Here is an 11,591-nt window from a genome sequence, read left to right as displayed (position 1 = left end):
CCTGCCGCAGCAGAGCCCTTTGAAACTGTCCAAGCTGGACGGCAGATTACTTAATCTTGCCTTCCTTGTACTCGACATGCTTCCGAGCGACCGGGTCGTATTTACGAATGGTCATCTTCTCGGTCATGGTGCGTGCGTTCTTTTTGGTCACGTAGAAGTGGCCCGTGCCCGCGGTCGAGTTCAGACGGATCTTGATTGTCGTCGGCTTCGCCATGGTTATCTCCTGCGTCCGAAAAGGCAGGGGCCTTTCGGTTGAATTCCTATGAGCGTGCGCTTTTACGCCCTGCACCGCCCGTGTCAAGGGCAATCGCGCATGCGGGGGATTGGATATGAGATTGACGTCAGGCGGACAGGGTCGGCGCCCCCATATAGGTGTGAATCTGATCCCGCTCCGCATCGGAAAGGCCCAAAGCCGTTGCCAGTTGCAGCAAATAGGAAGCCTCTTGCTGGTTGTCCAGCCGAATCGCGGCCAGGGAGGTTGCATAGACCTGCGTCTTCAACGGTGCGCCGGAATCGGCGGCCAGTCCGATGACGTCAATCGGCGCATCAAGCTGCTCTTGCACAAAGGCACGTTCCTCGGCGCTGATGTCGTCGCCCAATTCGCCCAGAATGGTTTCCTTTTCCTGCGCATCCAACTGGCCGTCAGCCTTGGCCGCCTGGATCATCGCCCGCAGCATCAGTTTGGCCTGCTCTTCCATGACCGCGCCGCCGGGCGTGCCCTTGAACACGGTCTCCATCATGTCGACGGTCTGTTGACTGCCGGTTCTGGCGGCGCCCTGCATGGCGTTCATGAGCCCGCCCAACCCGGCGGCTCCGGCCTGGCTGGTTGCGCCCAGCTTGCCGAACATACCCTGCAAACCAGCCGCACCGCCCAGCATGCCAAATTGCTCGGCCATTTTACCAAGCTGGTCCATGCCAAAGCCGCCGCCTGCGCCCTGCATCATGTCCTGCAGCCCGGCCATGCCGCCCATCTGCTTGTATTTTTCCATCCCCTTGGCCGCAGCAAAGCCAACCGCAACCGATGCAAGTGCCTTCATGAAACTCATGTTGAACCTCCCGACAGGTAAAGCGTGATTGGTCTGAACGATAACATTATTCGGGTATCCGAGAAACCGAGGCTTCAGAGGGCCTGCCGGGCTCACGACCATAAGGCTAAGGTTAGCACGCCAATTTCAGCATTGGCTTGTAGTTTGCGCGCCAGATTTGAACAAATTGCAATTTCCTGATATGTGCCCTTCGTATTGCAAGGAAGAAGCCATTTTTCAGGCTCGCTCATCGAGGCATTACGGACAGGCGCGCGACCGCTGTAGGCAGTGATTTTACGCGGCGATTCTGGGGGCTTCGTGACCGCATAGGCAATTCCGGTAGGGAATTGACCAGTTTCACTTTTCCAAAATATTGATCCAGGGAGGACATTTATGCCTGTATTCATTACCTACGCTTCATATTCCAAGGCTGGCATTCAGGGTATGCTGCAAAAGCCTGCAAACAGAACCGGACCGGTGAAGCAATTGCTGGAAAAAGTTGGCGGCAAGCTGTTAGCCTTTTACATGACGACAGGATCAAATGATGTGGTCGTGATCAGCGATGCGCCTGATGGGACAGACGCGGTTGCGGTCGGTATGGCGGTGGCGGCCTCCGGTGCGGTTGAAAAGATCGAGACCGTTCGGGCCTGGACCGCGGATGACTTTGTGGCAATCACGGAAAAGGCGGCTGAATTGACCCGGGCCTACACGCCACCTGGCGGTTGATCGGGGTATTGCGCGGAGGGCCTGTAAGCCGGATCTTGTTCCGGGGTTGCCCCCTTCGATGACCATTCCTCTAGGCCGTGCATTGCTGCGCGGCTCAAGCTGCCAACCCGGTCCCTCTCGGCCAAGACGCGCTTAGCGGCGGTATCGGCTGACGCCGACCGGCCCGCGCGGGGACCCTATTTGGCATTGCTCCCGGTGGGGCTTGCCGTGCCGCCACTGTTGCCAGCGGCGCGGTGGGCTCTTACCCCACCGTTTCACCCTTACCCCGAATACGAGGCGGTCTGATTTCTGTGGCGCTTTCCGTCGGGTTGCCCCGCCCGGGCGTTACCCGGCACCGTTGTCTTGTGGAGTCCGGACTTTCCTCTCGGGCCTTGCGACCCCAGCGGCCATCCGGCCCTCCGCGCGTGGGTTGGGTAGGATGTGTGCCCGGCGGCGTCAAGGGTGGATGGGGGGTGAAGGGGCCAGCCCCTTCTTGGCCTGCGGCCAATTCAACCCCGAGGTATTTCCGGCCAGATGAAGAGCGGATCAGGTCGGATCATGTAACCCGCCCAGCGGCGCAAGATCATCCGCGTGCAATGGGCCGGTGGCCCATGGTCGATAGCGCAGGCGGACCGCAGACAACAGTGTTTCGTCGTCAACAACTGCTGTGTATCCCCGGCGGCGGGCAAGTGTTTGAAACGCGGCCGGTGCTGCGGGCGCCGCTGTGCCGCGCCTGGCGGCCAGGCCCTGACATTCCAGCCGCTGCCAATCAAACCGGGGGCCGGGATCGGTCTTTCGGCCTGGTGCCATGTCGGAATGGCCGATCACACCTTCGGCCGCAATTCCCCAACGCGTCATTACCGCCATCAGAAGCTGTTCCAGCGCCGACATTTGCGGGGCGGAAAACGGATGATCACCTCGGTTGTCCAACTCAATGCCGACCGAGCGGGAATTGATGTCGGCCACCCCGTGCCATTCCCCCGCCCCGGCATGCCATGCGCGGTCCCCCTCGCGCACCATCTGCCAGAGCGTGCCTTCAGCACCTATCAGGTAATGGGCGGATACTTCACAAGCAGGATCGCACAACCGCTCCAGCGCGGCCTGTGCGTTGTCCATCGCGGTATAGTGGAGGACAATCAGGGACGGGGTCAGCCCATCCCGGCGCGGACCGAAATTGGGCGACGGGTGCCAGATTGGCGTCTGCGGATCAGTTGTTGACAGCACTGCGGAACGGGCTGGGATCCCAGCCGCAGGCGTAGCCGTCGCCATCGGGATCCAGACCCTTGCGGTCACGCTGGGGGCCGCCATTGGCCAGAAACTCGATCTGGGCCTGATCGGCTGACGGGTAGCGGGCGCAATTGCGCTGCGCCTTGGCTTGCAGGTTAAACCCTGCGCGGCTGTAGAGTTGGGTTCCCACCGGGTTCGACGTGTTCAGCGCATATTGAACGATATTGGGCTGACCATCCGTACCGCGTTGCGGAACCGCCGTTGGCGCGACGACCTCATAGGTCTGGCGGTTCTGTTCGATCCGCGCCGCGTCGGTTTCGATGGTGCGGCGTCCCGATACGGCTTCGAAATCCTGCTCATCGGATATTGCGTTATTGCTGGGGACTGGCGCCACGGGCGGCACGGCCGTTTCCTGGCCGGAGGTGCTGGCCAGTGCGGCGGCGGTTGCCGACGCGATGTCTGCATTGTCACCGGTCGGCAGCGGGGATGTCGTGCCGGGCGCGCCCAGTTGCTGTTCAGACACCTCAACCGGGCCAAGCAACGGATTGCCGGTATACCCCTGCCCCGCAAGCTGAGCCTCGCGCTGCGCCTGATAGGCCGGGGTGTTGAAATCCGTCCCGTTGACAGGGGCCACCGTGTCGCAGGCGGCCACAAGCCCGATTGCGGGGATCAGAAGCGTAAAGCGCATCCAGCTGCTCCGTCTTGCGTTGTCTTGCCTGCTCAGAGGATTACCACCATTTCCCCGGCTTGGCCACAAACCCGGCGGCGCTTTCCAGCGCATAGGCCGTGTTGAGCAGATCGCCTTCGTCCCACGGGCGACCGATCAGTTGCAGGCCAAGCGGCAGCCCTTGTTTGTCGAGGCCGGCCGGCACCGAGATGCCGGGCAGGCCAGCCAGGTTCACGGTCACCGTGAAAACGTCGTTCAGGTACATCTGAACCGGATCGGCCTCGGTCATCTCTCCCAGACCAAAAGCCGCAGACGGCGTGGCCGGGGTCAGGATGGCATCGACGCCAGCAGCGAAGACATCTTCGAAGTCTTTCTTGATCAGTGTGCGGACGCGACGGGCGCGGTTGTAGTAGGCATCGTAGAAGCCTGCCGACAGCACGTAAGTTCCGACCATGACACGGCGCTGCACCTCATGACCGAACCCTTCGGCGCGGGTTTTTTCGTACATCTCGGTGATGCCGTCGCCCTGCGCCAGTTGCGCGCGACGGCCATAGCGGACACCGTCATAGCGGGCGAGGTTCGAGGAGGCCTCGGCCGGTGCAATCACATAGTACGCAGGCAGCGCGTACTTGGTGTGCGGCAGCGAAATATCGACGATTTCGGCACCTGCGTCTTTCAGCATCGCCGCGCCATCGGCCCAGAGCTTTTCGATCTCGGCGGGCATGCCGTCCATGCGGTATTCTTTGGGGATACCGATCTTCTTGCCTTTGATATCGCCGGTCAGCATAGCCTCGAAATTCGGGACGGCGAGTTCGGCGCTGGTGGAATCCTTGGGATCGTGACCGCACATGGTTTCCAACATGATCGCCGCGTCGCGCACATTTTTGGTCATCGGACCGGCCTGATCCAGCGAGGAAGCAAAGGCCACAATTCCCCAGCGCGAGCAGCGCCCGTAGGTCGGTTTGATGCCCGTGATCCCGACAAACGCAGCGGGTTGACGGATCGAGCCGCCGGTGTCGGTACCGGTGGCCGCCAGACACAGATCAGCCGCCACAGCCGACGCTGATCCACCGGACGAACCGCCGGGTGTCAGCTGCGCATCGTCATTGCCGCGCCGCCAAGGGCTGACCGCATTGCCGTAGACCGAGGTTTCGTTGGACGAACCCATGGCGAATTCGTCCATGTTCAACTTGCCCAGCATTACGGCACCGGAATCGGCCAATTGCTGCGACACGGTGGATTCGTATTCGGGCCTGAACCCCTCCAGAATTTTCGAGGCAGCCTGTGACGCCACACCCTTGGTGCAGAACAGGTCCTTGATGCCGATCGGCAGACCACACATCGAGGGCGCATCGCCCGCCTTGATCCGCTCATCCGCTGCCTTGGCGCGTTCCAGCGCGATCTCGGGCGTTTTGTGAACAAAAGCGTTCAGCGCGTCGGCGTCATCAATGGCCTTCAGGCAGGATTCAGTCAGTTCAACCGAGGTCACGTCACCCTTGCGCAGCGCGTCGCGGGCCTCGGCCAGGCCCAGTTTGTTCAGATCGCTCATGTCTTACTCCACCACTTTGGGGACTGCGAAGAACCCTTCGCGGGCGTCGGGGGCGTTGGCCAGAACCTTGGCCTGCTGGTTGCCGTCGGTGACCACATCCTCGCGACGTTTCAGGCGCATCGGTTCGACCGAGACCATCGGCTCGACCCCGTCGACATCCACTTCGTTCAGTTGCTCGATGAACCCAAGAATGGTGTTGAACTCGGATGCCAGCGCCGGCAGCGCGTCATCCTCGACCTTGATCCGGGCCAGTTTGGCCACCTTGGCGGCGGTGCTTTGGTCAATCGACATGGGAAACCTCATATGCGTTAGGGGGCATTTACCTGTCTGATGCCCGGGTCGCAAGACCGCCCGGCGGCGGATATCGCCCATGGCCTGTTCCGGCTTAGAGGGCTGCCATTCAAATTTGCATATCCCCTATACACCAAAGTGAACTGATTAGTTCACTTTCCTTCTTGAAAAACTAAACTGTACTGTTCATTTCGAACTGTATGGCACAGCCTAAACCGGAGAAAGAAAATGAAAACGTTCATGACAGCCTTTGTATTGGCCACCACAGTTCTTGCAGCGCAGGCTCAGGCATTCGGGCCCACCATGGACAGCCTGACGCGGGATCTGAGCTTCCCCGAGCCGATCTCGGGGACCGTCACGAAAGATCAGACGAAACTGGATAAGTAACCCCCCTCGGTCCGGGCCGGTCAAGCCACAATCGGCCCGGACAACCTGCAATTGGCTACTGCACTTGCCGCAGCAAGCCGTTACGATACCGCTGAACGACCCGCCGGGCTGTCGAACAGACCCGGCATTCTGACGGAGCGGAAGATGAGCGCACGCATGCAAGCGGTACTGGAGGCGATTGACGCCGCCAACAGGCAAGACCCCAATCAGGAAGACGGCCAGCCTGCCGCCCTGCTTTACGGCCAGCGGATGAGCGCCGAACTCAACAGACTTTTTCCCGATGCGTCGGACCTGTTGCAAATTGCGGCACACGGTCAGCATGTCGAGCGCTGGAAGCTGGCGCGCAGCGAATATCCCGAGGGCCGCGCAGGGTACCTGGCGTGGCGCAAGGCGCAGGGCGTTTACCATGCCGACGTGGTCATGGCGATGATGGAACAGGAGGGGTACGGCGCGGATGAGGCGGAAACTGCCGGTCGCATGCTGCGCAAACAGGGCATCAAGCGCGATGCCGAGGTGCAGGCGCTGGAAGACGTCATTTGTTTCGTTTTTCTCAAATGGTATTTCGCGCCTTTCGCCGCCAAACACTCGGCCGAAAAAATCCAGCGCATTGTCGAAAAAACCGCCCGCAAAATGTCAGCCGACGGTCGCGCGCGCGTTTTGTCGGAATTCGACTTGCCGGAAGACCTCGCGGCGGCGTTTCAGGGCTGAGACGCGCGCAAAAGGTGCGATTTGTAGACCTCGATCATCCATCCCAGCATGGTGGCATTCAGGATGTGCCACATGAAATGCGTGCCGGTCGGCACCAATCCGCAAAGAGGTTCGTCAAGCGCCCGAAACGTGATCGAGGCGATCAGGATTGCCGCGCCGATCGCTAGCCCTCGGGCCGTCTCAGGCGTCCTGTCGCGCAGAAGGAACGCATAGATCAGGATCAAGAGCGGGACCGGGGCATAACCGGCTGACCCACCCAGCCCCGGAACAAGCTGAAACAGAGGAATGGTTGCAGCCGCATAAGGGAAAAACAATGCCGTCACTATCCCGGCTGTCAGCGGCCTCATCTGCCAGACGTCGCGATTGATCGCGAAGATATAGACCAGAATGTAAAGCAGGATCGGCACAACATCCGCCATTGCGGCCCAGACCTGAGCATGGGTGTGAAACAAATAGCTGCCGATCCCGATGGCGGCCAGAATGCCAATCAGCACCATTGCCAGAGGTATCCCCTGCCCCCGCACCCGACGCCACATGACAATCGCCGCGATCAGAAAAGCCGCGTTTGTGACGGCGTTTATCGGCTCGGCCCAATAGGCGGGCGACACACGCTCGCAATAGCCGTCAATTTCCTGCAACCAGTCCATGAAATTTTACATAGCCGATGCTAGGTTGATGCCAACAGGCTGATTGGGAGGATTTTTTATGAATATCATCTGGCTGGGCCACGGTAGCTTCCGCATTGAAACACAAGGGCAGGTTCTGCTGATCGACCCATGGCTGACCGGCAACCCGGTCCTGTCGGAAGAGCATCACGACAACGCACTGGACGGGGCGACGCATATCCTTCTGACCCACACGCATTTCGACCACGTGGCCGACGTGGTTTCACTGGCCAAACACCTGAACGTACCGGTTGTCGGTCAGTATGATCTGATGGGGTATTGGAGCGAGGCCGAAGGGCTGGAAACCATCGGCTACAACAAGGGCGGCACGGTGCACCTGAACGGTATCAAGGTGTCGATGGTGCCCGCCTCACACAGTTCGACTTTCTCAACGCCCGAAGGGCTGCGGACCGGTGGCAGCGAGGTAGGCTTCATGATCGCGTCCGAGGGTCACATGGTCTATCTGTCCGGTGATACGGATATCATGGCCGACATGGACTGGATGGGAGACTATTACAAACCCGATATCGGCATTTTGTCGGCGGGGGGGCATTTCACGATGGACATGAAAGGGGCGGCTTACGCGGCCAGACGGTATTTTAACTTCAAGACCGTGATTCCCTGCCACTACAAGACCTTCCCGATTCTGGAACAATCCGCACAGGCGCTGGCGGATGGGTTGCCCGGCGTCGACGTGATCGAGCCCGAGATCATGCAGGCCATTTCCCTGTAGGATCACCGCCTCGCGGCGAAGAATTCCTTTAGCAGTTCGGCGGCCTCCTGCCCTCCGATACCGTCGTAGACCTCGGGTGAATGGTGCGCCTGCGAATGGGTGAAAACCCGCGCGCCATGGGCGATGCCGCCAGATTTCGGATCGGCAGCGCCGTAATAGATGCGCCGGATTCGCGCCGCCGCCAGTGCCGCTGCGCACATTGCGCAGGGTTCCAGCGTGACATAGAGGTCGTGATCCGGCAGACGCTCGGACCCGGCTGCGGCACAGGCGGACCGCAACGCCAGAATTTCGGCATGAGCCGTCGGGTCGTTCAGTTCGCGCGTTCGGTTGCCAGCCGCCGCCACAATCCGGCCATCGGCGGATACGACAACGGCGCCAACCGGGACCTCTCCGCGTTTCGCGGCCGCGCGCGCCTGTTCCAGCGCGGCATTCATGTGCGATTTGAACTCCATGCCCCTGACTGCATCAGAAACCTGTCTTTCGCAAGCGGACGGGATGCGCTATGGCCTGCGGATGAGCAACACCCCTCCTCCCGGCGACAGGATCGCCAAAACCCTTGCCCGCGCGGGCGTCGCCTCGCGCCGTGAAGCCGAACGCATGATCGAAGCCGGTCGGGTTGCGGTGAACGGCAAGGTCATCGACAGCCCCGCGCTGAACGTCACTGCCAAGGACAAGATCACCGTTGACGGCAAACCGGTGTCCGAGCCGGAACCCTCGCGCCTGTGGCTGTATCACAAACCCTCCGGTCTGGTGACGACAACACGCGACGAAAAAGGCCGCGCAACGATCTTCGACAACCTGCCCGAGGACATGCCCCGTGTCATGAGCGTCGGCCGGCTGGACCTGAATTCCGAAGGTCTGCTGCTGTTGACCAATGATGGCGGCATCAAGCGCAAGCTGGAGCTGCCCGCCACCGGATGGCTGCGCAAATACCGTGTGCGCGTCAACGGCCGCCCCAAGGACGAGGATTTTGCCCCCCTGCGTCAGGGTCTGGTCATCGAAGGTGAACGGTTTCAGCCGATGACCGTCTCGCTGGACCGTCAGCAAGGGGCGAATGCATGGCTGACCATCGGCCTGCGCGAAGGCAAGAATCGCGAAATCCGCCGCGCGATGGAGGATATCGGGTTTACGGTAAACCGCCTGTTGCGGGTGTCCTATGGACCGTTCCAGCTGGGAAATCTGAAACCCGGCGAGGTTGAAGAAATCCGCCGCCGCGTGATGCGCGATCAGCTGGGCCTGGACCCAGAGCCGGACCCCGCGACGAAACGCCCCGGCAGACCGCAACGAAAACGGCCCCCGGTCGGCAAGAAACCTCGCAAGTGACGCAGGTTAGGCAACCTTTCCCCTAGCGCCGGGGCCTCTCATCCCCTAGATTTTCCCTGAAGGTTGTCTTTGGGGGGCGCCATGTCCGGAACCGGAGTACAGAAACTGGCCTACGTTGCGCTGCTGGCGCTGCTGTTTGGTGTTTGCACCGGCGTATTGGGGGGCTTGTAGGCGCATGGCCAAACGCTATGGCGGAAAATTCAGCCCACAGGGTGACCCTGACTCGTCAGAGCAGCCCAGACGCGGCCAGTTTGACGGCGCCCGGGTTGAACCGGCAGGCGCACGTGCAAATCTTCTGTTTCTGCCCGCGGTCCCTTTGGTATTCCTGTCACTGAATGACGGCGCAATCGGGATGACCATCGGCCTGATCGCGGCCGGCCTGCTGACGGCTGCGGCTTTTCTGCTGCGCGAAGGGCTGCGCGCCGAGGCTGCGTTTAATGCCCGGCGTACCGCGCGGCGACCTGCATTTCCCAGAAAGATATTCTCCAGCATCCTGACGGGTCTGGGTGCCGGTCTGGCGTCTTATCGCACCGAGTTTCTGGACGCAGCCACCGCGTCCGAGGCCAGCCTGATCGCTCCGGTTCTGTTCGGCGCGGTCGCAACCGTTCTGCATTCGGTCTCCTTCGGATTGGATCCGCTTAAAGACAAGGGGATGGAAGGCATCGACACGTTTCAGCAGGATCGCGTCGCCCGCGTGGTCGAGGACGCGGAAACCCACCTGACCGAGATGACGGATGCAATCAAACGCGCCGGCGACCGCAGGATCGAAGCGCGGGTCGAACAGTTTCAGGACACCGCCCGCGATCTGTTCCGCACGGTCGAGGAGGACCCGCGCGATCTGGCGGGTGCGCGCAAATACCTGACGGTCTATCTGCAGGGCGCGCGCGACGCGACGGTCAAGTTTGCCGATGTGTATGCCCGTACCCGTGACGCGCAGGCGCTGAAGGATTATTCGTCCCTGCTGGACGATCTTGAACAGAATTTCGCGGCCCGCACCCGCAAGATGCTTTTGGATGACCGCAGCGATCTGACGGTTGAAATTGACGTGTTGCGCGAGCGGCTGCAACGCGAAGGTGTCCGGTTGGACTGACCGGCAAAAATTTGTGAGAGGATTATCCCCATGTCCGATGAGATCAAGAACAAGGCGGTCGAGGCCGAAACCCTGGTTCAGGAAGTAACCGCCGTCGCCCTGCCCGATCCGACTGCGGAAATCGTCTCGCTGGAAGAAGCGGACGACCCCGTCAGTGCCGAGATTCGCAAGCGCATGGGCGAGATCGACATGGACAACACCAATTCCATCGTCTCTTTCGGATCGTCCGCGCAGGCCGAGTTACAGGAAATCAGCCAGGCCATGCTGGCCGATGTACGCAACAAGGATGTCGGCCCTGCCGGCGACAGCCTGCGCAACATCGTGACCACGATCCGGGGATTTTCGGTCAGTGAACTGGATGTGCGCCGCGAACGCAGCTGGTGGGAAAAACTGCTGGGCAAAGCCGCGCCGTTTGCCAAATTCACCGCCCAGTTCGAACAGGTTCAGGACCAGATCGACAAGATCACTGATGATCTTCTGGGCCATGAACATACCTTGCTGAAAGATATCAAGTCGCTCGACCTGCTGTACGAAAAGACGCTGGGCTTCTACGACGAACTGGCGCTCTATATTGCGGCGGGTGAGGAGAAACTGACCGAGCTGGACAGCCACGATATCCCCGAAAAGGAAGCCGAGGTTCAGGCCGCCACCGAGGACGAACAGGTCATGAAGGCGCAGGAACTGCGTGACCTGCGCGCCGCGCGGGATGATCTGGAACGCCGGGTGCATGATCTGAAACTGACGCGACAGGTGACGATGCAATCGCTGCCTTCGATCCGGCTGGTTCAGGAAAACGACAAATCGCTGGTCACCAAGATCAACTCGACTTTGGTCAACACCGTGCCGCTGTGGGAAACGCAGCTGGCACAGGCCGTCACCATCCAGCGCAGCGCCGAAGCTGCCGCTGCCGTGCGCGATGCCAATGATCTGACGAATGAACTTTTGACTTCCAACGCCGCAAATCTGCGCGAATCGAACAAGATGATCCGCGAGGAAATGGAACGCGGTGTGTTCGACATCGAAGCGGTCAAACAGGCCAACGCGGATCTGATCGGCACCATCAACGAAAGCCTGGCGATTGCCGACGAAGGCAAGGCCAAACGCGCCGCCGCCGAGCAGGAGTTGCAGAAGATGGAGACCGAACTGCGCGATACGCTGGCCGCAGCCAAGGCGCGCCGGGACGGAACCGGCGACAACGCCGGAACAGCGGTTCCGGGCTGA

At 60.7% G+C, this 11,591-nt stretch carries 16 protein-coding genes and 1 other RNA gene; 7 read left to right on the top strand and 10 right to left on the bottom strand.

Annotation, left to right across the window (positions count from 1 at the left end; genetic code table 11):
• Positions 1 to 46: 46 nt before the first annotated feature.
• The 3 genes from rpmG to ACR0D8_RS01775 form a co-directional block, all read right to left on the bottom strand.
• Positions 47 to 214 (bottom strand): 50S ribosomal protein L33, encoded by a 168-nt coding sequence (gene rpmG, locus ACR0D8_RS01785; RefSeq protein WP_010441901.1) that lies wholly within the window; start codon positions 212 to 214, stop codon positions 47 to 49.
• 127 nt (positions 215 to 341) lie between these two features.
• Complete coding sequence (locus tag ACR0D8_RS01780) at positions 342 to 1,046, bottom strand: DUF533 domain-containing protein (RefSeq protein ID WP_480644230.1); 705 nt, start codon at positions 1,044 to 1,046, stop codon at positions 342 to 344.
• 92 nt (positions 1,047 to 1,138) lie between these two features.
• On the bottom strand, positions 1,139 to 1,432 hold the full coding sequence (locus ACR0D8_RS01775; RefSeq protein WP_480644228.1) for a hypothetical protein: 294 nt from the start codon (positions 1,430 to 1,432) through the stop codon (positions 1,139 to 1,141).
• On the opposite strand from ACR0D8_RS01775, the gene ACR0D8_RS01770 reads away from it, so the two are divergent.
• Positions 1,419 to 1,751: a GYD domain-containing protein gene (locus ACR0D8_RS01770; protein ID WP_480644226.1), complete on the top strand. Its 333-nt coding sequence runs from the start codon at positions 1,419 to 1,421 to the stop codon at positions 1,749 to 1,751. The genes ACR0D8_RS01775 and ACR0D8_RS01770 overlap by 14 nt on opposite strands.
• 8 nt (positions 1,752 to 1,759) lie before the next feature.
• On the opposite strand, the gene rnpB is transcribed toward ACR0D8_RS01770, so the two are convergent.
• The 5 genes from rnpB to gatC all read right to left on the bottom strand — a co-directional run bounded on the left by rnpB (position 1,760) and on the right by gatC (position 5,464).
• Positions 1,760 to 2,153, bottom strand: an RNA gene (gene rnpB / locus ACR0D8_RS01765) — RNase P RNA component class A.
• Positions 2,154 to 2,276: 123 nt separating this feature from the next.
• Positions 2,277 to 2,951 carry an N-acetylmuramoyl-L-alanine amidase gene (locus ACR0D8_RS01760; protein ID WP_480646340.1) on the bottom strand — a complete coding sequence of 225 codons (675 nt, stop codon included), beginning with the start codon at positions 2,949 to 2,951 and terminating at the stop codon, positions 2,277 to 2,279.
• Positions 2,938 to 3,645, bottom strand: a complete 708-nt coding sequence (locus ACR0D8_RS01755) for a hypothetical protein (protein WP_480644225.1) — start codon at positions 3,643 to 3,645, stop codon at positions 2,938 to 2,940. Before ACR0D8_RS01755 ends, ACR0D8_RS01760 begins: the two co-directional genes overlap by 14 nt.
• Positions 3,646 to 3,685: 40 nt before the next feature.
• Entirely contained in the window at positions 3,686 to 5,173 is a 1,488-nt protein-coding gene (gene gatA, locus ACR0D8_RS01750) for an Asp-tRNA(Asn)/Glu-tRNA(Gln) amidotransferase subunit GatA (protein WP_480644223.1), read from the bottom strand.
• A gap of 3 nt (positions 5,174 to 5,176) precedes the next feature.
• Positions 5,177 to 5,464 (bottom strand): Asp-tRNA(Asn)/Glu-tRNA(Gln) amidotransferase subunit GatC, encoded by a 288-nt coding sequence (gene gatC / locus ACR0D8_RS01745; RefSeq protein WP_480644222.1) that lies wholly within the window; start codon positions 5,462 to 5,464, stop codon positions 5,177 to 5,179.
• Between the two features lie 228 nt (positions 5,465 to 5,692).
• Between gatC and ACR0D8_RS01740 the strand changes: the two genes are divergently transcribed.
• The gene (locus tag ACR0D8_RS01740) at positions 5,693 to 5,851 is read left to right on the top strand and encodes a hypothetical protein (RefSeq protein ID WP_480644220.1); all 159 of its coding nucleotides are present in this window, start codon (positions 5,693 to 5,695) and stop codon (positions 5,849 to 5,851) included.
• Positions 5,852 to 5,995: 144 nt separating this feature from the next.
• The gene (locus ACR0D8_RS01735; protein WP_480644218.1) at positions 5,996 to 6,559 is read left to right on the top strand and encodes a DUF4202 domain-containing protein; all 564 of its coding nucleotides are present in this window, start codon (positions 5,996 to 5,998) and stop codon (positions 6,557 to 6,559) included.
• Here the strand turns inward: ACR0D8_RS01735 and ACR0D8_RS01730 are convergent.
• Positions 6,550 to 7,206, bottom strand: a complete 657-nt coding sequence (locus ACR0D8_RS01730) for a ceramidase domain-containing protein (RefSeq protein ID WP_480644216.1) — start codon at positions 7,204 to 7,206, stop codon at positions 6,550 to 6,552. The two genes, ACR0D8_RS01735 and ACR0D8_RS01730, sit on opposite strands and share 10 nt — an antisense overlap.
• A gap of 58 nt (positions 7,207 to 7,264) precedes the next feature.
• On the opposite strand from ACR0D8_RS01730, the gene ACR0D8_RS01725 reads away from it, so the two are divergent.
• Positions 7,265 to 7,957 carry a metal-dependent hydrolase gene (locus ACR0D8_RS01725; RefSeq protein WP_480644214.1) on the top strand — a complete coding sequence of 231 codons (693 nt, stop codon included), beginning with the start codon at positions 7,265 to 7,267 and terminating at the stop codon, positions 7,955 to 7,957.
• Positions 7,958 to 7,959: 2 nt separating this feature from the next.
• On the opposite strand, the gene ACR0D8_RS01720 is transcribed toward ACR0D8_RS01725, so the two are convergent.
• A complete protein-coding gene (locus ACR0D8_RS01720) occupies positions 7,960 to 8,409 on the bottom strand; it encodes a nucleoside deaminase (protein WP_480644212.1) in 450 nt (149 codons plus the stop codon).
• Between ACR0D8_RS01720 and ACR0D8_RS01715 the strand changes: the two genes are divergently transcribed.
• From ACR0D8_RS01715 to ACR0D8_RS01705, 3 genes are all read left to right on the top strand, one after another.
• Positions 8,408 to 9,280: a pseudouridine synthase gene (locus ACR0D8_RS01715; protein WP_480644210.1), complete on the top strand. Its 873-nt coding sequence runs from the start codon at positions 8,408 to 8,410 to the stop codon at positions 9,278 to 9,280. The genes ACR0D8_RS01720 and ACR0D8_RS01715 overlap by 2 nt on opposite strands.
• Positions 9,281 to 9,455: 175 nt before the next feature.
• Positions 9,456 to 10,370 (top strand): 5-bromo-4-chloroindolyl phosphate hydrolysis family protein, encoded by a 915-nt coding sequence (locus ACR0D8_RS01710; RefSeq protein ID WP_480644209.1) that lies wholly within the window; start codon positions 9,456 to 9,458, stop codon positions 10,368 to 10,370.
• A gap of 30 nt (positions 10,371 to 10,400) precedes the next feature.
• Positions 10,401 to 11,591: a toxic anion resistance protein gene (locus ACR0D8_RS01705; protein ID WP_480644208.1), complete on the top strand. Its 1,191-nt coding sequence runs from the start codon at positions 10,401 to 10,403 to the stop codon at positions 11,589 to 11,591.

Source organism: Ruegeria sp. BG10 (assembly GCF_056538575.1).
Note: the sequence above shows the minus strand (reverse complement) of the source record. Positions and strands in the feature narration are given on the sequence as shown.

Coding starts and splice junctions, on each gene's coding strand:
- ACR0D8_RS01770 (WP_480644226.1), top strand. CDS start 1,419: ATGCCTGTATTCATTACCTACGCTTCATATTCCAAGGCTGGCATTCAG.
- ACR0D8_RS01710 (WP_480644209.1), top strand. CDS start 9,456: ATGGCCAAACGCTATGGCGGAAAATTCAGCCCACAGGGTGACCCTGAC.
- ACR0D8_RS01705 (WP_480644208.1), top strand. CDS start 10,401: ATGTCCGATGAGATCAAGAACAAGGCGGTCGAGGCCGAAACCCTGGTT.
- ACR0D8_RS01740 (WP_480644220.1), top strand. CDS start 5,693: ATGAAAACGTTCATGACAGCCTTTGTATTGGCCACCACAGTTCTTGCA.
- ACR0D8_RS01725 (WP_480644214.1), top strand. CDS start 7,265: ATGAATATCATCTGGCTGGGCCACGGTAGCTTCCGCATTGAAACACAA.
- ACR0D8_RS01780 (WP_480644230.1), bottom strand. CDS start 1,046: ATGAGTTTCATGAAGGCACTTGCATCGGTTGCGGTTGGCTTTGCTGCG.
- ACR0D8_RS01715 (WP_480644210.1), top strand. CDS start 8,408: ATGCCCCTGACTGCATCAGAAACCTGTCTTTCGCAAGCGGACGGGATG.
- ACR0D8_RS01755 (WP_480644225.1), bottom strand. CDS start 3,645: ATGCGCTTTACGCTTCTGATCCCCGCAATCGGGCTTGTGGCCGCCTGC.
- ACR0D8_RS01720 (WP_480644212.1), bottom strand. CDS start 8,409: ATGGAGTTCAAATCGCACATGAATGCCGCGCTGGAACAGGCGCGCGCG.
- gatA (WP_480644223.1), bottom strand. CDS start 5,173: ATGAGCGATCTGAACAAACTGGGCCTGGCCGAGGCCCGCGACGCGCTG.
- ACR0D8_RS01735 (WP_480644218.1), top strand. CDS start 5,996: ATGAGCGCACGCATGCAAGCGGTACTGGAGGCGATTGACGCCGCCAAC.
- rpmG (WP_010441901.1), bottom strand. CDS start 214: ATGGCGAAGCCGACGACAATCAAGATCCGTCTGAACTCGACCGCGGGC.
- ACR0D8_RS01730 (WP_480644216.1), bottom strand. CDS start 7,206: ATGGACTGGTTGCAGGAAATTGACGGCTATTGCGAGCGTGTGTCGCCC.
- gatC (WP_480644222.1), bottom strand. CDS start 5,464: ATGTCGATTGACCAAAGCACCGCCGCCAAGGTGGCCAAACTGGCCCGG.
- ACR0D8_RS01775 (WP_480644228.1), bottom strand. CDS start 1,432: ATGAATACAGGCATAAATGTCCTCCCTGGATCAATATTTTGGAAAAGT.